We start from the raw sequence: 20,074 nt of genomic DNA, 5'->3' as shown, positions 1-20,074 counted from the left end.
CGGCGCCTAGATCGGGTAGCGGCCAGCCAACTCCAGCCGCACCCGGCGCAGGTCCCATTCCGCCTGGTCCAGGGCGTCGCGCGCCTCTCGCGCCGCGCGACGCGCCTGCCGAATTTCGCCGCGCACCTCGCTGATACGGTCCCGCACCCGGTCCCGCTGTTCGTCGGTCAGGCCCTCGCCGCGCAGTTCGCGCTCCTTGGCGTCCAGCTTGTCCTCGCGGTCTCCGATGCGGGCCTCGGCGCTGTTCAGCGCGCTTTCGGCCGAGGACACGGCCTCTTCCACCTCGTGCAGCCGCCGCCCGTCCTGATAGGCGGGCAGGAAGTCCGCCTCCTCCTCGGGGCGACAGACGCCGTAGTAGGCATTGCCCGACCGCCCTTCCTCCCAGCCGCGCCGAAAGGTGCAATAGGTCCGCAAGCCGTCTTCCCGCGCCGATTCATAGGCCGTCGGGTTCGGCGCGACCTGATATTTGGCGCAGGCCTTGGCATGGTCGTCCAACCGCGACATCGGATAGCCGGCCGCCCCGTCGGCATAGCCCTTTTCGCCCCAGGCGCCGGCCAGGCATTCGTCCTTGCTCATGGTCGTGCAACTGCCCAGAAGGGCCGCCAAGGCGACGACGCCGCCCGCGATGATCCACCGCTTCATCGAAATCCCCTACGCCCCCGCCCCACTATCGACCGTCATCGCGTCCTCGCGCAAGCGGCCGGTCGTGCTAGGAAGGGCCGTGGCCGACCCTGATCTGATCGACGACGAAGACGCGCCCCTGGACGCCGGACTGAACGAACAGTCGGGCGAACGGCTGGAGGCGCGCCTCGCCTCGCCCGGCGTCCGTCTGGACAAGGCCCTGGCCGACGTCTTTCCGCCCCTTTCGCGCGCCCGGCTGCAGGCCCTGCTGGCGCAGGGTTGCGTCAGCCGCGACGGTCAGGTGCTGACCGGCGGCTCGGCCAAGGCCCTGCCCGGCCTCTACGCCGTGGTCGTGCCCGCGCCCGCGCCCGCCACGCCCCAGCCCGAATCCATTCCCCTGACGGTCCTCTACGAAGACGCGGACCTGATCGTGGTCGACAAGCCCGCCGGCATGGCCGCCCATCCGGCGCCGGGCTGCGAGACCGGCACACTGGTCAACGCCCTTCTGGCCCATTGCGGCGACAGCCTGTCGGGCATCGGCGGCGTCGCCCGCCCCGGCATCGTTCATCGGCTGGACAAGGACACCTCGGGCGTCATGGTCGCGGCCAAGACCGACCGCGCCCATGCGGGTCTGTCGGCCCTGTTCGCCGCCCACGACATCGAGCGCACCTACATCGCCCTGACGCGCGGCGCGCCGTCGCCCGCCAGTGGCCGCATCGAGACCCGCATCGGTCGCTCCACAGGCGACCGCAAAAAGATGGCCGTGCTGAAGGCCGGCGGGCGCGAGGCCGTCACCGACTATGTCGTGCAACAGACCTTCGGCGAACCGGCCAGGGCCGGCGGCGCCCCGATGGCCGCCCGCGTCGCCTGCACCCTGCACACCGGGCGCACCCACCAGATCCGGGTGCATATGGCGTCGAAGGGCGCGCCCATCCTGGGCGACGCCGTCTATGGCTCGGGCAGTCCGGCGGCCCCCGTTCGCACCGCCATCGCCGGGGCCGGCCTGACGCGCCAGGCCCTGCACGCCGCCGTCCTGGGCTTCGTCCATCCCGTGACCGGCGAGCGCCTGCGTTTCGAAACCGCGCCGCCCCAAGATATGTTGCGGCTCCAGTCCCTGCTCGCCGACCTGTGAGAACCTCATGCTAGACCCAGACATTCACGACACCGCCGATCGCAATCGCTACGAACTGGTGGTCGATGGAGAAACGGCGGTCGTCACCTACAATCTGTCCCCGCCTAACCTGATGATCACCGAGACCCTGGTGCCGGAACGTCTGGAAGGACAGGGGATCGCCAGCCGCCTGGCCCGCCACGTCCTGGCGGACGCCAAGGCGCGCGGCCTTTTGATTCTGCCCGTCTGTCCGTTCTTCGCGGCCTATCTTCAGAAGCATCCCGAGCATGCGGAGGTCGTGCACCCGACCTATCGCACCATCCTCGGCCTCTGATAGCGGGTCTTGAATAGAAACGGACACGCCCCATGTGGGATGTCGGTCGGCGTGAGTGGCGCCGGGGTCACGGTCACGCTTTCGTGTGACGCTCCGCCCCTAAAAAAGGCGGCAACCCATCGCTACCTTGCCGGTTGAGGGGTGAGACGTCGGTGCACGTTCGGTGGCCGATGCCGGAGAGCCCGCTCGTCTAGACGGTCGGAGGGACCATATGGCTGCCAACAACACGCTCGCGGTGATGTCGCCTGAACAGGGCCTGTCGCGTTATCTGACGGAAATCCGCAAGTTTCCGATGCTGACCAAGGACGAGGAGTTCATGCTCGCCAAACGTTGGTCCGAGCATCAGGACCCGGAGGCCGCCCACCGTCTCGTCACCTCCCACCTGCGCCTCGTGGCCAAGATCGCCATGGGCTATCGCGGCTACGGCCTGCCGATCGGCGAAGTGATTTCCGAGGGCAACGTCGGCCTGATGCAGGCCGTCAAGAAGTTCGACCCGGACAAGGGCTTCCGCCTGGCGACCTACGCCATGTGGTGGATCAGGGCCTCGATCCAGGAATACATCCTGCGCTCCTGGTCCCTGGTGAAGATGGGCACCACCGCCGCGCAAAAGAAGCTGTTCTTCAACCTTCGCAAGGCCAAGAGCCAGATCTCGGCCTTCGAGGAAGGCGACCTGCACCCCGAACACCTGTCGGCTATCGCCACCAAGCTGGGCGTGTCGGAACAGGAAGTCACCGACATGAACCGTCGCCTCGGCGGCGACGCCTCGCTGAACGCGCCGCTACGCGCCGACGGCGAAAGCGAATGGCAGGACTGGCTGGCCGACGACACCGCCGTCTCCCAGGAAACCCAGCTCGCCGACGACGAGGAAAAGGGCATCCGCATGAGCCTGCTGCAGGAGGCCATGGAGGAGCTGACGGATCGGGAAAAGCACATCCTGACCGAACGTCGCCTGAAGGACGATCCCGTCACCCTGGAAGAGCTGGCCGGCCAGTACGGCGTCAGCCGCGAGCGCGTCCGTCAGATCGAGGTCCGCGCCTTCGAAAAGCTGCAGAAGGCCATGCGCGCGGCCGCCGAGGAACGCAACCTGGTCGACGCCTGAACCGGCGGCCGATTTCTCAGGACGCCTGGGCGATGGTCGCCATCTGGGGTTCGGCCAAGGCCAGGATCGCGCCGATCGGCTGGGCCAGCCCCGCCCGCGTGACCTGGCCGGCGTTGATATAGGCTTCCAGCCCCCCTGCCGCGATGGCCAGGGTGGAATCCGCCATGCTGGCCGCCACGGTCTTCAGGGTGGAGGCTTGCTGGCGAATGGCGCGCGTCGCCTGGGTCGGATCCTGATCGAACTGCGCCATGGCCGAGGTCAGGATGCGGACGGCCTGATTCCGGACGCTCTCGTTGCTGTCCGCCGCCGTATCGCTGCGACGTTTGCGCGTTCCGGCGTATTCGCCCGAGTTGAAGCGTCGGCGATCTGGCCCGACATAGTTCACGGCCTCGATCCACGGCCTCGGCTTCACCGCCACGTTCTCGACCCGCTTGAACAGATCGCCGGTGGTGAAGGGCTTGCGCAGAAACTCGTGGACGCCCGCGTCGCGCGCGCCCTTGATGGCGCCGGCCGTCGCCTCGGTCGTCACCATGATGATGGGAGAGGTGCGGCACACCATGTTCGACCGACGGATCCGCCGCGTCAGCGTCTCGCCGTTCAGCGTCGGCCCGGACCGTTCCACGAAAATGATGCCCGGCTCCACGTCGCGCGCCAGCTCCAGCGCCCGCTCGTCGTCGGTCTCGGAATAGATTTCGCGGGCGCCGAGCCCCTTCATCACATCCGCCAGCAGACGCACGGCGGCGGGGTTGGGGTCGATGATGATGGCGCGCCGCACGACGGGTTCGATGCGGCTCAGCGTCTTGGTGTTAACGGCGAACAAGGAAGGGCTCCGTCGGCTTGACGCGAGAACCCTTACCCCGAGCGGGTTAAAACCCGTTGAATCTCCGCTTCACCCCAGGAAGGGGTCGCGCATCAGGATCGTATCGTCCCGCTCGGGGCTGGTCGACAGCAGGGCCACCGGCGCGCCGATCAACTCCTCGATCCGGCGCACATACTTCAGCGCATGAGCGTTCAGGTCCTTGAAACTGCGCACGCCGCCGGTGCTTTCGTCCCAGCCGTCCAGTTCCTCGAACACCGGCTCGGCCGCCGCCTGGTCCTTCAGGCTGGAGGGCAGATAGTCCAGCACCTCGCCATTGACCCGATAGCCGACGCAGATCTTCAGCGTCTTCAGCCCGTCCAGCACATCCAACTTAGTCAGGGCGATCCCGTCGATGCCGTTGATCGCCACCGACTGACGCACCAGCACGGCGTCGAACCAGCCGCAGCGGCGCGCGCGGCCGGTGTTGACCCCGACCTCGCGCCCGACCGTCGCCAGGTGCCGGCCCACTTCGTCATTCAGTTCGCAGGCGAACGGCCCTTCGCCGACGCGCGTCGTATAGGCCTTGACGATGCCCAGCACATAGCCGACGCCGCGCGGCCCGATCCCGGACCCCGCCGCCGCCTGCCCCGCCACGGTGTTGGAGCTGGTCACATAGGGATAGGTGCCGTGGTCCACGTCCAGGAAGGCCCCCTGCGCCCCCTCGAACAGGACCCGTTTGCCCTCACGCTGCGCCTGATCCAGCACCCGCCAGGCCGGCTTCACATAGGGCAGAATTTTCGGCGCGATCTCCAGCAGTTGGGCCAGCAGGGCCTCCGGGTCGATCGGCTCCAGCCCCAGACCCGCCCGTAGCGGATCGTGGTGCGAGCGCAGGCGGTCGATCTTGATCTTCAGGTCGTCGGCGTTGGCCAGGTCGCACACGCGGATGGCGCGCCGCCCCACCTTGTCCTCATAGGCCGGGCCGATGCCGCGCCCGGTGGTGCCGATCCTGGCGCCCGGCGCGCTGGCGGCCGCCTCCCGCGCCACGTCCAGCGCCGGGTGGATGGGCAGGATCAGACAGGCGTTGTCGGCGATGGTCAGGATGTCGGGCGTGATCGCCACGCCCTGGGCCTGGATCTTCTCGATCTCCCCGACCAGATGCCAGGGATCGACCACCACGCCATTGCCGATGATCGACGGCTTGCCCTGCACCACGCCGGAGGGCAGCAGCGCCAGCTTATAGACCTTGCCGTCCACGACCAGAGTGTGGCCCGCATTGTGCCCGCCCTGGAACCGCACCACCATGTCGGCGCGATTGGACAGCCAGTCCACGATCTTGCCCTTGCCCTCGTCGCCCCACTGGGCGCCGACCACCGCCACGTTCGCCAAAGCACTGTCTCCGCTGAATGCGGGCGCAGCCTATAGCGGGGGAATCGTCCGGTGTCGTCCCAGAACTGGGATTATCCGACCTCGCTCGCCGCCGCCTCGAAGGCCCACTCCAGCCAGGGCGTCGCGGCGACCACGTCCGCCGTCTCGACCGTACAGCCGCACCATAGTCTCAGGCCCGGCGGGGCATTCCGATGCGGCTCCATGTCGAACACGGCGCCCTCGCCTTCCAGCAGGGCCTTGAAGCGGGTGACGAAGGCCTTCTGCCCCTTGTCGTCCAGACCGGTCACGCGCGGATCAACGAACTTCAGGCAGACCGAGGTGGTCGAACGGATTTCGGGCCGTTCGGGCAGGAAGTCGATCCAGTCGGTCCGCGCCACCCAATCGGCCAGGGCGGCAGAGTTGGCATCGGTGCGCCGGATCAGTTCGCTCAAGCCTCCCACGCCCTCGGCCCAGTCCAGGGCGTCGATCCAGTCCTCGATGGTCAGGACCGAAAAGGTGTTCATCGCCACCCCGTCGGCCAGGGCCCGTTCGAACCCCTTGCCGTCCGTGATCCGCAGCACCTTGGGCACGGGCCGATCCGGCCGATAGGAATCCAGCCGCGCCACGGCGCGCGGCGACAGGGCCATGACCCCGATCCCGGCCTCGCCGCCCAGCGCCTTCTGGAAGCTGAACGTCACCACATCCAGCTTGTCCCACGGCAGCGGCATGGCGAAGGCGGCCGAGGTCGCGTCGCAGATGGCCAACCCCTCGCGGTCGTCGGCGATCCAGTCGCCGTCCGGCACGCGCACGCCCGAGGTCGTGCCGTTCCACGGAAACACCACGTCTTTGGACCAATCCACCTGGCCCAGGTCGGGCAGGTCGCCCCACGGCGCCGTCAGGGCCTCGGGCGTCAGCTTCAGATGATCGCGCACGTCCCCCAGCCAGGTCAGGCCGAAATTCTCGAAGGCCACGACCTGCACGGGCCGCTGGCCCAACATCCCCCACAGGGCCGCCTCGACCGCCCCGGTGTCGGAGCCCGGCGTGTAGAGCAGCACATGGCTCTCGGGAACCTCCAGCACCGCGCGCGTGCGCCTCAGGCCATGGGCGAACCGCTCCACCACCTCGGGCGCGCGGATGCCCCGACCCAGCAGCTCCTGCGGCAGGCCGCCCAGCCGATATCCCGGCCGTTTCGCCGTCGGACCGGACGAGAACCAAGGCCGCGCGGGCTTGATGTCAGGCTTTGCGATCATGACCATTCCTCTTGGCGCTACCGCGCTTCGCGCTGCGTGAGCGCTCAACGTCCGGGCGAATAGGGCCGATGGGCGCGCCAGTCCTCGGCGAACCGGGTCAGGGCCTCGTCCGGCTGATCCGGCAGGGTGACGACCAGGCGCGCCAGCAGGTCGCCGCGCCGCCCCTTGTCGAACGCGCCCCGCCCCTTCAGCCGCAACACCTTGCCCGAGTTCGAGCCCGGCGTGATCGTCACCTGAACCTCGCCCTCGGGCGTGGGCGCCCGCACCTTGGCGCCCAGCACGGCGTCGGGGACCGACACCGGCAGGTCCATGGTCAGGTCCGCCCCTTCGCGGCGATAGATCGGGTGCGGCTCGATCCGCAGCTCGATCAGGGCGTCGCCGTTCTCCGCGCCGCGTCCCGGCGCGCCCTGGCCGCGCAGGCGGATGCTCTGGCCGTCCGACGCCCCCTTGGGAATGGTCACGTCCAGAGTGCGCCCGTCCGAGAATTGGATGCGGCGCGTCGCCCCGGCGATGGCGTCCTCCAGACTGATATCCAGCGTCGCCTTCACGTCCTGGCCGCGGGCGGTGAAGTCGCGCGCCCCGCGCTGACGCCCGGTCCCGCCGAACATGCCGAACAGGTCGTCCAGATCGACGCCTTCGAAACTGGCCCGGCCGCCCGGCCCGCCGCCGCCGCCGCCGCCCGGAAAACCGCCGAAGCCGCCGCCCTGTCCGAACGGATTGCCGCTGGGCCGTCCGCCGCCGAAGCCCCGGAACTGTTCGTTGCCGTCGCCGTCGATCTGCCCGGCGTCGTATTTGGCGCGCTTGTCCTTGTCGCCCAGCAGGTCGAAAGCGGCGGTGATGCGCTTGAACCGATCCTCGGCGGCCTTGTCGCCGGGATTTTTGTCCGGATGCAGGTCCTTGGCCAGCTTGCGGAACGCCTTCTTGATCTCGTCCGCGCTCGCGCCCTTGGAAACGCCCAGTTCCTTGTAGGGATCGCCTGCCACGTCCGATGTCGCTCCATCTGCAAAAATCGAGAGGCTGTCAGTTAAGCCATGGCCCGCCGCCCTGAAAGGGTCGAACGCCCATAATCGCTCATAATCGTCAGCCCAGGGCGATTTCCGCCTCCGTCCCCCAGCCCCAGCGTTCGCCCCATTGCGCCACGGCGATCCGCGCCGAAGCCCCCGGCCCGCCCGGAAAGTCCGCCGCCAGGTCAGCGGCGGCGTACAGGGCCTCCGTTCCCTCGACCGTCAGGGTGCGCCGCACCTCGGCGCCCTCCAGCACCCTCAGGCGAAACCGCAGGGGATCGACCGCCGCCGGCTCCCCGTCCCAGGGGTCGCCGTACAGACGCACGCGCGGCGTCCAGCGCACGGCCGCGCCCGCCGCCGTCGTTTCGACCCTCAGGCCGCTGGGCGACCAGGGCCGTTCCTGCCGACCTTCCAGGGTGAAGGCGGCCTGGGTGAAGCCCGCCCCGCCCGGCGCCGCCCCCGCAGGTCCGGCGCGACAGACCCGCGGCAGGCTCCGTTCACCCGGCCCGATCTCGACCCGCGCCAGCGCCTCGTCCAGAAACACCACCACCGCGCCCGCCTGTGCGCCCGCCCGCATCTCCGCCTCCGTCCCCTGCTGCCCGCGCAACAGGCCCGTCAGACGCCACACCGTCCCGTCGACCAAGGCCGCGGTGCGATACTGCACCACCTCCCACCCCGCCGCCGTCCGCACGGCCAGGGCGTTGGCGCCGCCCAGCACCGCCTCTTGCGATGCGCTTTGCGGCGATACGCCCTCGACCCGCACGGTCAGGGCCTGCGCCTCGTCCCAGCGATGGCGCGCCCCCGGCCCCAGCGGCTGAACCAGCACCCCCACCGTCGCCGGCGTCGTCGCCTCTCCGCGCGGCGTCAGCGTCTGGCTCGACGCCCCGGCGTGCAGCCGCATCGGCCGCCAGGGCTCGGCCGCCGCCGCCATCAACGGCCGCGCATCCGTCTCCTGTCCGGGCAGCGGCGGCAGATCCAGCAGGGCCAGGAACGGCGCCCCCGCCGCCCCCGGCGTCTCGCCGCCGCGCCAGTCGTCGTCCTCGATGACAGGCCCGCGCGCCGCCAGCGGCTCCAGCCCCGCCTTCGGCGTCTCGTCCAGGTCCAGCCGCGTCACGCGCCAGTCCCGTCCTCCCCGCCGCACCCCGTCCCCCGGCTCCAGCCGCAGGGCCTCCAGCGGCCCCAGGGCCACGGTCAGGGTCTCGACCGCTTCTCCGTCCAGCGCCCGCTCGGCCGTCGTCCGAGCCAGACCGCCGCCGCACACGACCGGCAGGTCCAGATCGACCCCGCCGCCGGTCGCCGCTCCGTCCTCCGACCGCACGACCACGGCCCCGGTCTGATAGTCCGCCGTCTCGTCGATGAAGCGCACCCGCGCCGCGCCCGGTCGGGGCTCCAGCCGGCGCGTCGTCGTCTCCGACGCCCCGTCCTCCGGCAGGGCCAGCGCCGCCTCGTCTATCGTCAGGCCGGTCTGCACGCGCCCCAGGACAGCCACCCGCCCGTCCCGCTCGGCCGCCGTCGCATCGAAGGCGGCCAGCAGCGGCTCCAGCGCATCGCGCGTCCGCATCGGCCGGTCGATCAGATAGCCTGCCGCCGCCCCCTCGACGCCCTCGACCGTCCATTCGTCCACGCTCAAGCCGCCGCGCGCCAGGATCGCCGCGATCAGATCGGCCCCGTCGCCCGCCAGCCGGCCGTTCAGCCAGTGTCCGGCCCGCCACGCCCCCGCGTCCGCCCAGACCTCGTCCTGCGCGGGAAAGGCCGGAAACGGCCGCGCGTCCCAGCACCAGGCGTCCGCTCCCTCCAGCATCGGCCCGCCATAGACGGTCGAGACCGGATTGTTCTCGGGGACTGCGAAATGTCCCAGCACCGCCTCCAGCGCCGCCCTTTGCATCGCGTCGTCGCGCGCGCCGGTCGAACCGGGCGGCAGGGCGCTCTCGCCGCTCTTGGGGTCCTGAAACAGGTTCGGCGCATTGCCGCCCCGGTCCACCGCCGCACAGCCGAACTCGGTGAACCGCACCGGCTTCATCCCCGGCGCCCAGGCCGTCGGCGCCGCCGACCGCACCCCGCCCGGCCGGTCGTGATGCGGGTTCGACCACCAGCCCTTCAGGTCCTTGGGCCGGAACAGCCAGTCCTCTCCATGCGCCCCGTCGACGATGGGCGTCCGCACCTGGGCCGCCCGGTCGGCCGCGCTCGCATACCACCAGTCGAACCCTTCCCCGCCCGCCACGCCGGCCGCCAGATAGGCCGGGTCCGCCGCCGCCGCGAACAGGTCCGCGTCCACGCCGCCCTCCCCCTCGCGCCAGTCGGTCAGCGGCGGATACCAGTCGATCGACACATGATCGATGTTCGGATCGGCCCACAGCGGATCCAGGTGGAACAGAACCTCCCCGCCCGCCTGCCGCCCGAAATATTCGCTCCAGTCGGCGGCGTAGGACAGTTTGATCCCCGGCCCGACCACCGCCCGGCATTCGGCCGCCAGGGCGCGGAACTGATCGACCGCCGGAAAGCCGCCCGCCGCATCCCGCGTCCAGGTCAGGCCCCGCATCTCCGATCCGATCAGCAGCCCGTCCGCCCCCTCCTCGGCCGCGATCCGGGCGTAGTGCAGCGCCATCCGCCGCAGCCCCCAATCCTGCGCGCCGCCGAACAGGGCCGCGACCTGGGCCGCCGCCCCCGCCCCGTCCTCGCCCGCGATCCGTCCCCGCCACGGATAGCCGGGACAGTCCATGAAGACGAAGGGATACAGCGTCACCTCCAGCCCGCGCGCCTTCAGTTCGCGGATCGCCTGGCGCACGCTGTCGTCCGAAGGCGTCCCGCCATAGGCCGGCGCCCCATCCACCTGACTGACGACATAGGCGCCCGCGCGCCCTACCCCCGCCACGGACCAGTCCATCGGCTCGGTCGGCTTGTCGCGCCGCTCCACGCCCGGCCGCACGCGGCATTCGCCCGCCCTCAGGTCGCTGCCGAACCAGCCGACGACCAGGCTGACCCGCTTTAGGTTCGGCAGTTGCGCCTGAAGCTGATCCAGCGACGCCAACAGGTCCGCTCGCCCTTCTCCGTTATGCACATTCTCCGCCGTCGTCCGCGTCAGCCCCTCGCGGCGCACCACCGCCTCGGTCGCCAGGGCGAACTCCCCCGCGCCGGGGATCAGGCACACCCCCTCCAGCCGGTCCTCCAGACGCAGGCTAGCCCCGCGGGGCCGGCGGAACACCTCGAAGCTCAGCTGCGGAACCCGGTCCCCGAACGGCCCCAGCGGCAGGTCCTCGAACACCACATAGGCCGTGCCGCGATAGGCGGGGGCGCCACCGGACCCACCTGCGGATCCGGCCTGAGAAATGCCCTCGACCGCCTCGATCAGCGGGTCCGGCGTCTGGTCCTCGCCGCCGCGATGCACCCGCATCGCCACGCCCGTCAGGTCCATCGGCCGCCCGTCCGCCCAGACCCGGCCGATCCCGTCAATCTCCCCCTCGCACAGGGCCACGGCGAAGCTCAGCGAATAGACATAGTCGACCGTCTTCGGCCCGCCCTTGCCCGCCCGGCTCTTGTGTTTGCCTTCCAGGAACCGCGCCGCCCAGATCACCTGACCCGTCACCCGCGCCCGGCCGAAGACGCACGCCATCGGCGCGCCTTCCGCCGTGCCCTGCACCTTCAGCGTCTCTAGACGCGGCCCGATCTGGCGGGCCGGCCCCAGCGACCCGATCACCCGATTGTCGATCGCCCGCCCAAGGGTCGAGCCAATCACACGCCCGACCGGCCCGCCGATCGACTGCCCGACCGCGCTCAGAACGACTTGCGCCATCTATGCCTCCAAAGATTCTCCCCCGTTCACGGGGGAGGGGGACCACGAAGGGGTGGAGGGGGCGACCGCACCCCCGACCTCCGAGCCTGTTTCAAGAAAAGCCGTTGCGCCGTCGCTGACTTCGCGATGGAGGCTTGGAAACCGGAACACGGCCGCCAGCCGTCGCCGCCACCACACCCCCATCCAGCTTTCGACCACCGCCCGCCCCCAATAGGCGTGGATCATCCTCGGCTCCGGCCCGTCGTCCGCGCTCAAAATCGCGCAATGCTTCACCGCCGCCCCCGGCGACATGCGAAACAGCAGCACGTCCCCGACCCACATCTTCTCGACCCTAACGGGCCTCAACCACCGCCCCGCCGCCTCCAGCAACATCTCGCGCCCGCCCGTCTCGGCCCAGTCCGCAGAATAGGCCGGCAGGACCTCCGGCTCCTCGCCCACGACCTCGCGCCACACCCCGCGCACCAGCCCCAGACAGTCCGCGCCCACGCCCTTCACGCTGGCCTGATGCCGATACGGCGTGCCGAGCCAGGACTGCGCGGCGGCGACAACCGCTCCAACCTCTCCCTCCCCCCGCGGCGGAGGGTGGTCGAGCCGCAGGCGAGACCGGGTGGGGGCGGCCAAGCACTCCGAGTCCGGTCGCCCTGCCGTCCCCACCCCGTCGCTCCGCGACGACCCTCCCCGTTCCGGGGAGGGAGACATCATCGCCCCCCTCACCGCCGGCTCCCGCCGTCGTTCCGCGCCCCGCCCGCCGGATAGGCCGTCAGGAAGTCATCCCCCGGCACATCGGGAAATCCGCGAAAGTTCGCCCCATTCCCGAACGTCCCGACGCAGGTCTCCCACCGTTTGTCGCAGACCCGCCCCGCCGTCTCCGCGATCCCGCATCTCTGGTCCCCCAGCCGCGCATCACACATCCGCCCATAGGTCCGCCCGACCACCCGCTCCAGCTTGGCCAGCGGCCCCTCAAGCTCCGCGACGAAGCCTCCTGCGCTCAAGCAGCCCGCAGGGCGATAGCGCGACAAAGAACCCTGACGTCGAATCCGCGCCAGCGTCCCCGACCACAACCGCACCCTCAGATCCGGCCGCGCCCAGTCCACACGCCACAGCTCGACCGTCGCCGCATCGAACAGACCCGACGCCACATCCGCTTCACGGATCGTCGCATCGTCCAGCACGCCCGCCGCCGAGACTGACCCCGCCGCCAGCCCGACCGCGCTCTCGCCCGCTCCCGCCGTCCAGCCGCTCTCCGCCCGACAGACGACCCCGTCCACCACCAGGTCCCGGTCGTGATCGGTGAACCCCGTCACCACGCCGTCGGCCCGCTCCAGCCGCCAGACATGACACAGCGTCGCCGCCCCGCTCTCGATACGGGCGGCCATTTCGGTTGGTATGTTTCTCATGTTTCGCTTTCGCTCAGTGACGAGTGGCGAGTGACGAGTGGCGAGCAGGCTGCTCGAACGCATCGGGCTGACGGTGTCGGGATATCGGTCGATGCGACGGCCGATTTCTCGCCACTCGCCACTCGCCACTCCGCTTCAGACCCGAACCTCGATCAGCGGCACGGCCGCCATCCGCCCGGCCTCGAAGCTCTCCAGCGTCGTCTCGATCCGGTCCGAGTCGAACCGCACCGGCGTGTCGAACTGAAAGCCCGCCGTCACCACGGCGCCTGCCCCCGGCGCGCTGTCCAGCGTCACCCGCCCTGTCGCAACATCGACGGTGAAATCCGTGATCTCGGCGCCCCCGACCGCGACGCGCACCGATCCCCCGACCGGCTTGGCGATCGGCCGCTCCACATCGCCGTAGCGTTTCGCCAGCCCAAACACGGTCCGAACCCCGTCGCCGACGCCCAGCACCTGATCCCCCGCCGACACCATCCCGCCCGGCGCGCACGACTTGAAGTCCGCGAAGTCCTTGAACCGAAACCCATACAGCCGACCCCGTCGCGCTTCGAAGAAGGCGACCAGCTCGGCCATGTCGTCCAGCGATCTCAGGTTCGCCCCGATCAGATACCGCCTGCGCCCCAGCGCCCAGGGCGTCGATCGCCGCTCGAACCCCGAGGCCAGCGTGGTGATCTCCGTCCGCCGCTCCACCCCGCCGGTCGAACCAAACGCCAGCCGCGCGGGCAGGCGCACTTCATGAAAGGCCATGCGAACCTTTCCTCCCTTTCACTTGTTCACGGATCGCCGCTCGTTCATGGTCGCCTTGCGGCCAGCCTCGGCCGCATGCCCAAGGGGAGCGACACGTTTGCGCGGCGAGATTCTCAGCTACGACACAACCACCGGAACAGGTCTGATCAGCGACGACGACGGCGTCCGTTACGACTTCACCTCGGCCGCGCTGCAATCCCCGGCCGTGCCCGCCGCCGGCGTCCGCGTCGACTTCGTGCCCGAAGGCGCCGCCGCCACCCAGATCCTGATCCTGGCCGGCGGCCCGACATCCACCGGCGTTGCGGGCTTGGCCGCCGCCACGGCCGCCCCCGGGTCGGGCTTCGATTTCAAGACGGCCGTTCTGTCGTTCGAGGGCCGCCTGCGCGTTCGCACTTCTGGATCGGCTTTTTGATCCTATTCGGCGTCAATGTGGTGCTGGGCTGGATTCCGCTGATCGGCTTCATCGTCTGGCTGGCCTCGATCTGGGGCCATGTCGCCATTTCGGTGAAGCGTCTGCACGACATGGGCAAGACCGGCTGGCTGGTCCTGGCGCCCTACGCCGCTTCCATCGTCTTCTGCATTATCGGCTTTGTGATGATGATCGGCGGCATGGCGGCCACCGGCTTCTCCGAGGACTATTACGAGAGCAACCCCGCCGCCGCCCTGGCCGTCATGGGTCCGGCCGTCGGCCTGTTCGGCCTCGCCATTCTGGCCGGTTTCGTCTTCCTGCTGTGGATCGGCCTGACCGACAGCCAGAAGGGCGAAAACCGCTTCGGCCCCAACCCCAAGGGCGAATGAGCTGAAAAAGCGGCGAGTGACGAGTGATCCGTGGCGAGACAAGCCGCATCGCATCGTCGCTCGCCACTCGTCACTAACCACTCGCCACTCGCCGGTCACATCCTCCGCGCGCCCAGGCTGACCGCCCGCGCCAGCATCTGGGCGATCTGGGCCTCGGAGCGGAGCAGGGCCTGTGTCCCGCCCTCCAGCGTCACATTGACCGTCACCGCTCCGCCGCTCGCGGGTCCGATCTCGCCGCCCGTCGTCGGGCGAAACACCTCGGGCCCGCGTTCGCCGACCAGATAGGCGCCGCCGCCCAGCACCGGCCCGCCGTCCGCCCGCGCCCCGCCGAAGCTGGACAGGGCCGCCTGGATCGCGCCGCTCAGCCCCCCGTTCGATCCCGCGCCCGTCCCGGCCGCAGAGTTGACGGCGTTCAGCACCGCCCGCGCCAGTTCGGCCAGCGTCACCTCCCCGTCCGCCGCCGCCCGCGCCAGCGACCGGGTCAGGCTGTCGCCCGCGCGCCCGAAGGCGTCCTCGATGGCGCTCGCCGCCTCCTGCGCCGGCGCCTTCAGCGCTTCCAGCGCGGCGGCCGCCTCGGCCGCCTTGATCGGCACGGCGTCCAGCCGTTCGTCCTCACCCGCCATCGGGCCACTCCTCCATCAGTTGCGCCAAGGTCTTGCGCCCCATCGGCGTCGCCGCGCCCGGCGTCTGGGTCAGCATCCGCCATTCCTTCAGCGACAGCCGCCAGAAGGCATCGGGCGCCACGCCCAGCAGGGCGGCCGTCCGCAGCATCTCCCCCCAGGGGGTCATGCGGCGACCGCCGCAAAGGCCCGCGCCACGGCCTGGGCCGCCGCGCGCGGATCGACCGCCGCCACGTCCGGCGCCGTCTCTCCGCCGCCGCGCAGCAGGGCCGCCAGCACCACCATCAGGTCGCGCGCCGACAGGGCCTTCATCCGCTCGGCCGTCGCCGCCAGCCCCTCGACCCCCAGTCCCGTCTCGATCTCCGCCAGCGCCCCCAGGGTCAGACACAGCCGACGCGGCGTCCCGCCCAGGCACGCCATCACCTCGCCCCGCGCCCCATTGGCGCCGATCATGTCGCGCTGAACCCGATCGCCCCGGCGCTGGCCAGGCTCAGGGCGAAGGTCGCCTCGCCCTCGTGCGTCCCGGCGTATTCCAGCGCCGCGACCAGGAACGGCCCCTCCAGAACGCCGAAGTCCGGCACGATCAGCCGCCAGCGTTTGGCCGCCTGGTCGAAGAAGGCTTCGCGTACCAGGGCGTCGGACGCCGCGTCGCGGAAAATCCCCTGCCCCGACACGGCCGCCGACTTCACCCCAGCCCCGGCCAGCAGTTCGCGCCACCGCCCGGCGCTGTCGCCGTCCGTCGCCTCCACCGTCCGCGCGTTCAGCGAAATGGTCCGCGCCCTCAGGCCCGCCACCGTGGCGTACACCTCCGGCGCCCCCTCGATCTTCAGCAATATGTCCTTGCCCGCCTGTGCGGTCATTTCGTCCTCGCTTTGCTCGTGAGTGGCGTGTGACGAGTGACGAGTGGCGAGGAAAGTCGTCGCAACGGTTCATCCCGATACGTCCGCCCCCGGACCCAACTCGCCACTCGCCACTAACCACTCGCCACGTCCTCAGTCACAGCCCTCAGCCGCACGACCCCATAGGTCCGGCGCCCGTCGCCTGCCCGGAACACATCGCTGAAGACGGTCCTCAGGGTCGCCGTCCGCACCCCGTCGGCCTCCAGCGTGGCCGCCTCCAGACAGGCGCGCACGGCGGCGGCTACGGCCTTGGCCTCTTCCGTCCCGGCGAAGCGCGACACGGCGGTCAGCGTCAGCCGCTGCTCCACGCCGCAATCGGCGGCCGCCACCGGCCGGCTCTCGCACCGGCCCAGGACCAGATAGGGCGTCTCCGCCCCCTCCGGCGCCTGGTCGAAAATCCGCCCGTCCAACAGGGCGTCCAACGCCGGATCGGCCTTCAGCCGCGCCAGCAACGCCTTCTGCAGCGCGCTCTCATGATCTCTCATCGCGTCCGCTCCAACTCCAGCGCGACCCGGCCGGGCCTCAGCGGTCCGAGCGTCACGATCCGCCAGTCCGCCCCGCCGAAACGCAGCACCCGCCCCGTCTCCAGGCGCGGATCGTCCCGTGTCTCGGCGCTCATCGTCTCGACCGCGCGGCGTTCGTCGCCCTCGCCGCGTTCGGCCCGCCTTCGCGCGCCGCACGCCAGCCAGGCCGACCCCGTCGCCTCGAACGTCACGCTGCGCCCGCCATAGGGGGTCTGGCTCTCGACAGGCCGGTACAGGCCCGCCAGCATCCGCATCGCCCCGCTCACAGCCGCACCACCCGATAGGGCGCCACCCAGGCATCGACCGACGTGGTCGCCATCGCCGCCTCGCCCCGCTCATAGGCGGCCAGCGTCAGCATCAGGATCGCCAGCCTCAGCGGCGCGGGCGCGGTCGATGTCAGGCTCAGGCCCGCATCCGCCTCCACCCGGGCCTGCGCCGCCTCGATCAAGGTCTGGATCAGTCCATCCTCTTGCGCGTGGCCCACGCGCAGAAACAGCTTCGCCTCCGCCACCGTCACCGGCTGCGCCATGTCTCACCTCCATGTCCTGGAAAGTGAAAGGCGCTCGTGCGCCTAGGGGTGAGCGACCCGCGAACGAAGCGCTCACCTCTTGCTCACCAGCACTCTTCACGCGACCAGCGGCGAGCGACCCCTCGCCGCTCGCCACTGACCACTCGTCACTGCCGCCGTCAGGCGGCCGCGAACTTCATCACCTTGATGGCGTCGAAATTCTGCACCCCGCCGCCGACCCGTTTGGTGGTGTAGAACAGCACATAGGGTTTGGCCGTGAACGGGTCGCGCAGCACCCGCACACCGGCCCGGTCCACGATCAGATAGCCGCGCTGGAAATCCCCGAACGCGATGGACAGGCTGTTGGCCGCCACGTCCGGCAGGGTCTCGATCTCCGTGACCGGATAGCCCAGCAGGGACGCCGTCTCGCCCAGGCGCGCCGGCGGCTGCCAGATGTAGTTGCCGTCCGCGTCCTTGAACTTTCGCACCGCCGAGACCGTGCGCCGGTTCATCACGAACCGTCCGTTCGGCCGGTACTGGGCCTTGGGCGCATAGACCAGGTCGATCAGCCTGTCGGTCGGATTGCTGGCCGCGAAACCGCCCGCCGCGCCCGATGCGACATAGCCGATCTGCCCCCACGCCTGGCTGGCGTCCGCCACCGTCGGATAGGTCAGGAAGCCGCGCGGCTTGTTCGTCCCGTCGCCGTTGACGAAGGCCTGGGTCTCCTGCGCCGCGAAGGCGTCCTCCACCTCGGCCGCCAGCCATTCGTCGAGGTCGATCATGGCGTCGTCCAGCAGGGCCTGGGTCGCCGCCGGATTGGCGTAGAGGTCGGCCGACGGAAACTCCAGCAGGGCCAGTGTCGCCGGGTCGGTCTCGGGTCGCGCGGCCGTCTCGGCCACCCAGCCAGCCGTCACCCCCGCGGTGGAGACGGGCTTCTTGAACACCCCCGCCGCCACCGTCCGCACCGTGGCGATCTCGCGCATCGGCGACACCGTCATCAGCCGCCGCTCGATGGCCCGCTCGGTCTCGTAGGGCACGACATAGCCGCCCGAGGTCGCGCCGCTGGACAGACCGGCCTTGACCTCCAGGCCAGCCGTCGCGTGCGGGGCCTGGCCCGTCTTCAGATAGCCGTCCCAGGCCGCCTTGGCCTCGGGCGCCGACACGGGCTGGGCCGGTTCGCCGCCCAGGGCCGGACGCCGCGCCTGGCTCATCACCCGATCCAGCCGCGCCTGGGCCGCCGCGACCGCCTGGTCGATGCGCGCCACCTTCTCCTCCAGCAGCACGTCGGCCGCCGCCTTCTTCTCGATCTGGTCCAGCCGGGCGTCGTTCGCCCCTTTGAACGCCTCGAACGCCGCCATCATCTCGCGCACGACGACGCCCGCCTCGGGTTGCCCCGACGCCTGTTTGGTCTCTTTCATGGTCTCTCCGGTGAATGCGTCTTCGTCAGACGCGACGATCCGGGCCCGCGCCCGAAACCTGTGATTGAACGGCTGGCAGGCCCGCGAAACCGTGCTACCGATCCTGCTCTTTCAGGGATCGTCTCACATGCTCACGCTCGTCCTGGCCCTTTCCGGCGCGCTTCTGGTTCAGTCGCAACCTGATGTCTCCCGACTGCCTCCCGAACAGGCGGCGCAAGTCAGTCAGATCTTCAGCGGCATGACCCGAATGTTCGAGACCTTGGGAACCTGCGAGCGTCAGTTCCCGCCCGAAGTCGGCGCGCAGGTGCGAGCGGCCATGGCGAACGAAAGCGACCCTCAGAAGCGGGCGGCTTCGGCCTTCCTTCTGGCGGCCTACGACAAGGGCAAGGCGTCAGAACGGGCAGCGACGATCACGCAGGAGCAATGCACCGCCGAGATCGAAGCCATCTCCACCGAAATGCAGGCGCTCAAGGCCGAGATGGAGAAGACGGCGGGCGCCCAAACGGACTGACATCTGATGTCCCATCTGACGCCCCTCGAAAGCGCCGTCATGGACGCCCTGGTCTGGCAGATGGGCGACCGCGTGCCCGATCTGGCCGCCCAGGTCGCCGCCAGCTCGCCGGGCCTGCGCCGCAACACGGGCGCGGGCCTCTATTCGCAGATGGTCGTCGATGCGAACCGTCCGGCCGCCAATCCGGACGCCACCGGCCTGTTCGGCACGGTCCACGCCATGGTCGGCGACCTGCGCGATCCGGTCGGCTTCCAGGTCGAACTGCGCCAGGGCCGTCTGACGGTCTTGCATGGCCAAAGCTACGGCCAAGACACCCGCGCCATCGACTTCTCCACCACCGCTTTCGAAGAGGTCTTCATCGTCGACGAACGCGGTCAGTCCATCCTCTACCGCCCCGCCCGTCAGCCCGTCGAACCCGTCGCGCCCAGATCGAAGCCCGCCGCCCGACCGGCCGCTGCGGTCCCCGCGCAATCCGTACCGAAGGCTCAGACGAAGCCCTCGCCCCGGACCGAGTCCAAGCCCTCCGATCACGCCCTGCCGTCCGCCGCCGCCTCGCCGGACCTGGCCGAGATGATCGCCGGCCTGTCCAACCCCACCGCCTCGCGCGGCGGCCAGCTGGCCCTGGTCTATCTCGGCGCCTATGCGCTGGCGGCCGTCTTCATCCTGTTCGCCCACCTCGTCCTGCACGTCGGCTGGATCTTCGGCCTGGTGCTCGCCGGCTGGGCCTTGCGCTATCTCCACGGCAAGAAGGGCCGCGCCCAGATGGCCGCCCTCGCCGAAACCCTCGACCGCAACGGCGCCTTCCAGGCCCTCAAGCCAAACTGAACCGCGCCCCCGGCAGCATCGGGAACGTCACCAGCGACACCTCCCACAGCTCGACCGCGCTCAGCACCCTTAAGCGTCCCTGACGTCGGGCCCGCGCCGTGCGGTATCCGATCGACAGCCCGTCCAGCGCCCCCGCCCGGCTCAACGCCCCGGCGAACCGCGCCTCGGCCGACCAGTCTTCGATCCGCCCACGGACGAACAGGCCGCACGCATCCTCGACGATCTGCTCCCAGACCCCGACCGGCGCCCGCGCGTCGTGCTGGTTCAGCATCCGCACCCCTTCGGCTCCCGTCCGCGCCAGGCTGTCGGCGAACGCCCCCGCCTGCACCACGTCCCCGTTCAGGTCCGCCACGCCCCACAGCGAGGCGTAGCCTTCTATAAGGAGTGGCGAGTGGCGAGTGGTCAGTGGCGAGCCGCGCCGCCCTGACCCTTCCTTCTCGTCACTCGTCACTCG

The 20,074-nt window shown here is 70.3% G+C and carries 25 protein-coding genes; 7 read left to right on the top strand and 18 right to left on the bottom strand.

Annotated features, from left to right (window positions below; translation table 11 throughout):
- Positions 1-6 precede the first annotated feature (6 nt).
- Positions 7-642 (bottom strand): DUF2799 domain-containing protein, encoded by a 636-nt coding sequence (locus tag QE389_RS13275; RefSeq protein WP_307368172.1) that lies wholly within the window; start codon positions 640-642, stop codon positions 7-9.
- On the opposite strand from QE389_RS13275, the gene QE389_RS13270 reads away from it, so the two are divergent.
- The 3 genes from QE389_RS13270 to rpoH all read left to right on the top strand — a co-directional run bounded on the left by QE389_RS13270 (position 626) and on the right by rpoH (position 3,165).
- Positions 626-1,753 (top strand): RluA family pseudouridine synthase, encoded by a 1,128-nt coding sequence (locus QE389_RS13270; protein WP_373458318.1) that lies wholly within the window; start codon positions 626-628, stop codon positions 1,751-1,753. The two genes, QE389_RS13275 and QE389_RS13270, sit on opposite strands and share 17 nt — an antisense overlap.
- A gap of 7 nt (positions 1,754-1,760) precedes the next feature.
- On the top strand, positions 1,761-2,066 hold the full coding sequence (locus QE389_RS13265; RefSeq protein WP_307368169.1) for a GNAT family N-acetyltransferase: 306 nt from the start codon (positions 1,761-1,763) through the stop codon (positions 2,064-2,066).
- 211 nt (positions 2,067-2,277) lie between these two features.
- The gene (rpoH, locus tag QE389_RS13260; RefSeq protein WP_307368166.1) at positions 2,278-3,165 is read left to right on the top strand and encodes an RNA polymerase sigma factor RpoH; all 888 of its coding nucleotides are present in this window, start codon (positions 2,278-2,280) and stop codon (positions 3,163-3,165) included.
- Between the two features lie 16 nt (positions 3,166-3,181).
- Here rpoH and QE389_RS13255 read toward each other — a convergent pair whose 3' ends face one another.
- From QE389_RS13255 to QE389_RS13220, 8 genes are all read right to left on the bottom strand, one after another.
- Positions 3,182-3,985: a two-component system response regulator gene (locus QE389_RS13255; RefSeq protein WP_307368163.1), complete on the bottom strand. Its 804-nt coding sequence runs from the start codon at positions 3,983-3,985 to the stop codon at positions 3,182-3,184.
- Positions 3,986-4,054: 69 nt separating this feature from the next.
- A complete protein-coding gene (locus QE389_RS13250) occupies positions 4,055-5,350 on the bottom strand; it encodes an adenylosuccinate synthase (RefSeq protein ID WP_307368160.1) in 1,296 nt (431 codons plus the stop codon).
- A 71-nt stretch (positions 5,351-5,421) separates the two neighbouring features.
- Positions 5,422-6,579, bottom strand: coding sequence for a phosphoserine transaminase (locus QE389_RS13245; protein WP_307368156.1), 1,158 nt, complete (start codon positions 6,577-6,579; stop codon positions 5,422-5,424).
- Positions 6,580-6,623: 44 nt separating this feature from the next.
- On the bottom strand, positions 6,624-7,562 hold the full coding sequence (locus QE389_RS13240) for a J domain-containing protein (protein ID WP_307368152.1): 939 nt from the start codon (positions 7,560-7,562) through the stop codon (positions 6,624-6,626).
- 97 nt (positions 7,563-7,659) lie between these two features.
- The gene (locus QE389_RS13235; protein WP_307368149.1) at positions 7,660-11,373 is read right to left on the bottom strand and encodes a glycoside hydrolase/phage tail family protein; all 3,714 of its coding nucleotides are present in this window, start codon (positions 11,371-11,373) and stop codon (positions 7,660-7,662) included.
- Positions 11,374-11,994 carry an NlpC/P60 family protein gene (locus QE389_RS13230; protein WP_307368147.1) on the bottom strand — a complete coding sequence of 207 codons (621 nt, stop codon included), beginning with the start codon at positions 11,992-11,994 and terminating at the stop codon, positions 11,374-11,376.
- Positions 11,995-12,083: 89 nt separating this feature from the next.
- The gene (locus QE389_RS13225; RefSeq protein ID WP_373458317.1) at positions 12,084-12,749 is read right to left on the bottom strand and encodes a DUF2163 domain-containing protein; all 666 of its coding nucleotides are present in this window, start codon (positions 12,747-12,749) and stop codon (positions 12,084-12,086) included.
- A gap of 156 nt (positions 12,750-12,905) precedes the next feature.
- Positions 12,906-13,517, bottom strand: a complete 612-nt coding sequence (locus tag QE389_RS13220) for a DUF2460 domain-containing protein (RefSeq protein ID WP_307368140.1) — start codon at positions 13,515-13,517, stop codon at positions 12,906-12,908.
- Between the two features lie 97 nt (positions 13,518-13,614).
- On the opposite strand from QE389_RS13220, the gene QE389_RS13215 reads away from it, so the two are divergent.
- Both QE389_RS13215 and QE389_RS13210 read left to right on the top strand, forming a co-directional pair.
- The gene (locus QE389_RS13215) at positions 13,615-13,929 is read left to right on the top strand and encodes a hypothetical protein (RefSeq protein ID WP_307368137.1); all 315 of its coding nucleotides are present in this window, start codon (positions 13,615-13,617) and stop codon (positions 13,927-13,929) included.
- Positions 13,926-14,315: a DUF805 domain-containing protein gene (locus QE389_RS13210; protein ID WP_307368135.1), complete on the top strand. Its 390-nt coding sequence runs from the start codon at positions 13,926-13,928 to the stop codon at positions 14,313-14,315. Before QE389_RS13215 ends, QE389_RS13210 begins: the two co-directional genes overlap by 4 nt.
- A gap of 95 nt (positions 14,316-14,410) precedes the next feature.
- Here QE389_RS13210 and QE389_RS13205 read toward each other — a convergent pair whose 3' ends face one another.
- The 8 genes from QE389_RS13205 to QE389_RS13170 form a co-directional block, all read right to left on the bottom strand.
- On the bottom strand, positions 14,411-14,938 hold the full coding sequence (locus QE389_RS13205; RefSeq protein ID WP_307368132.1) for a phage tail tape measure protein: 528 nt from the start codon (positions 14,936-14,938) through the stop codon (positions 14,411-14,413).
- Positions 14,928-15,104, bottom strand: a complete 177-nt coding sequence (locus QE389_RS13200; protein WP_307368129.1) for a phage tail assembly chaperone — start codon at positions 15,102-15,104, stop codon at positions 14,928-14,930. The genes QE389_RS13205 and QE389_RS13200 overlap by 11 nt, the downstream gene beginning before the upstream one ends.
- Positions 15,101-15,388, bottom strand: coding sequence for a GTA-gp10 family protein (locus QE389_RS13195; RefSeq protein WP_307368127.1), 288 nt, complete (start codon positions 15,386-15,388; stop codon positions 15,101-15,103). Before QE389_RS13195 ends, QE389_RS13200 begins: the two co-directional genes overlap by 4 nt.
- Positions 15,385-15,795 (bottom strand): phage major tail protein, TP901-1 family, encoded by a 411-nt coding sequence (locus QE389_RS13190; RefSeq protein ID WP_307368124.1) that lies wholly within the window; start codon positions 15,793-15,795, stop codon positions 15,385-15,387. The genes QE389_RS13195 and QE389_RS13190 overlap by 4 nt, the downstream gene beginning before the upstream one ends.
- A 113-nt stretch (positions 15,796-15,908) precedes the next feature.
- A complete protein-coding gene (locus tag QE389_RS13185) occupies positions 15,909-16,319 on the bottom strand; it encodes a DUF3168 domain-containing protein (RefSeq protein ID WP_307368122.1) in 411 nt (136 codons plus the stop codon).
- Positions 16,316-16,612: a phage head-tail adapter protein gene (locus tag QE389_RS13180; RefSeq protein ID WP_307368119.1), complete on the bottom strand. Its 297-nt coding sequence runs from the start codon at positions 16,610-16,612 to the stop codon at positions 16,316-16,318. The genes QE389_RS13185 and QE389_RS13180 overlap by 4 nt, the downstream gene beginning before the upstream one ends.
- An 8-nt stretch (positions 16,613-16,620) precedes the next feature.
- Complete coding sequence (locus QE389_RS13175; RefSeq protein WP_307368115.1) at positions 16,621-16,887, bottom strand: head-tail connector protein; 267 nt, start codon at positions 16,885-16,887, stop codon at positions 16,621-16,623.
- Positions 16,888-17,045: 158 nt separating this feature from the next.
- Positions 17,046-18,284: a phage major capsid protein gene (locus QE389_RS13170; protein ID WP_307368112.1), complete on the bottom strand. Its 1,239-nt coding sequence runs from the start codon at positions 18,282-18,284 to the stop codon at positions 17,046-17,048.
- Between the two features lie 127 nt (positions 18,285-18,411).
- Between QE389_RS13170 and QE389_RS13165 the strand changes: the two genes are divergently transcribed.
- Entirely contained in the window at positions 18,412-18,795 is a 384-nt protein-coding gene (locus QE389_RS13165) for a hypothetical protein (protein WP_307368109.1), read from the top strand.
- A gap of 6 nt (positions 18,796-18,801) precedes the next feature.
- Positions 18,802-19,620 (top strand): hypothetical protein, encoded by an 819-nt coding sequence (locus QE389_RS13160; RefSeq protein ID WP_307368107.1) that lies wholly within the window; start codon positions 18,802-18,804, stop codon positions 19,618-19,620.
- On the opposite strand, the gene QE389_RS13155 is transcribed toward QE389_RS13160, so the two are convergent.
- Entirely contained in the window at positions 19,607-20,026 is a 420-nt protein-coding gene (locus QE389_RS13155; protein ID WP_307369095.1) for an HK97 family phage prohead protease, read from the bottom strand. The genes QE389_RS13160 and QE389_RS13155 overlap by 14 nt on opposite strands.
- Positions 20,027-20,074: the final 48 nt, after the last annotated feature.

The sequence above is a fragment of the Brevundimonas sp. SORGH_AS_0993 genome (assembly GCF_030818545.1).
Taxonomy (GTDB): Bacteria; Pseudomonadota; Alphaproteobacteria; order Caulobacterales; family Caulobacteraceae; genus Brevundimonas.
Note: the sequence above shows the minus strand (reverse complement) of the source record. Positions and strands in the feature narration are given on the sequence as shown.

Bases quoted from the DNA above. Each gene is read 5' to 3' on its own strand.
- QE389_RS13270 (WP_373458318.1), top strand. From the start codon at position 626: ATGATCCACCGCTTCATCGAAATCCCCTACGCCCCCGCCCCACTATCG.
- QE389_RS13275 (WP_307368172.1), bottom strand. From the start codon at position 642: ATGAAGCGGTGGATCATCGCGGGCGGCGTCGTCGCCTTGGCGGCCCTT.
- QE389_RS13265 (WP_307368169.1), top strand. From the start codon at position 1,761: ATGCTAGACCCAGACATTCACGACACCGCCGATCGCAATCGCTACGAA.
- rpoH (WP_307368166.1), top strand. From the start codon at position 2,278: ATGGCTGCCAACAACACGCTCGCGGTGATGTCGCCTGAACAGGGCCTG.
- QE389_RS13245 (WP_307368156.1), bottom strand. From the start codon at position 6,579: ATGATCGCAAAGCCTGACATCAAGCCCGCGCGGCCTTGGTTCTCGTCC.
- QE389_RS13235 (WP_307368149.1), bottom strand. From the start codon at position 11,373: ATGGCGCAAGTCGTTCTGAGCGCGGTCGGGCAGTCGATCGGCGGGCCG.
- QE389_RS13225 (WP_373458317.1), bottom strand. From the start codon at position 12,749: ATGGCCGCCCGTATCGAGAGCGGGGCGGCGACGCTGTGTCATGTCTGG.
- QE389_RS13220 (WP_307368140.1), bottom strand. From the start codon at position 13,517: ATGGCCTTTCATGAAGTGCGCCTGCCCGCGCGGCTGGCGTTTGGTTCG.
- QE389_RS13205 (WP_307368132.1), bottom strand. From the start codon at position 14,938: ATGGCGGGTGAGGACGAACGGCTGGACGCCGTGCCGATCAAGGCGGCC.
- QE389_RS13200 (WP_307368129.1), bottom strand. From the start codon at position 15,104: ATGACCCCCTGGGGGGAGATGCTGCGGACGGCCGCCCTGCTGGGCGTG.
- QE389_RS13195 (WP_307368127.1), bottom strand. From the start codon at position 15,388: ATGATCGGCGCCAATGGGGCGCGGGGCGAGGTGATGGCGTGCCTGGGC.
- QE389_RS13190 (WP_307368124.1), bottom strand. From the start codon at position 15,795: ATGACCGCACAGGCGGGCAAGGACATATTGCTGAAGATCGAGGGGGCG.
- QE389_RS13185 (WP_307368122.1), bottom strand. From the start codon at position 16,319: ATGAGAGATCATGAGAGCGCGCTGCAGAAGGCGTTGCTGGCGCGGCTG.
- QE389_RS13180 (WP_307368119.1), bottom strand. From the start codon at position 16,612: ATGCGGATGCTGGCGGGCCTGTACCGGCCTGTCGAGAGCCAGACCCCC.
- QE389_RS13175 (WP_307368115.1), bottom strand. From the start codon at position 16,887: ATGGCGCAGCCGGTGACGGTGGCGGAGGCGAAGCTGTTTCTGCGCGTG.
- QE389_RS13170 (WP_307368112.1), bottom strand. From the start codon at position 18,284: ATGAAAGAGACCAAACAGGCGTCGGGGCAACCCGAGGCGGGCGTCGTC.
- QE389_RS13165 (WP_307368109.1), top strand. From the start codon at position 18,412: ATGCTCACGCTCGTCCTGGCCCTTTCCGGCGCGCTTCTGGTTCAGTCG.
- QE389_RS13160 (WP_307368107.1), top strand. From the start codon at position 18,802: ATGTCCCATCTGACGCCCCTCGAAAGCGCCGTCATGGACGCCCTGGTC.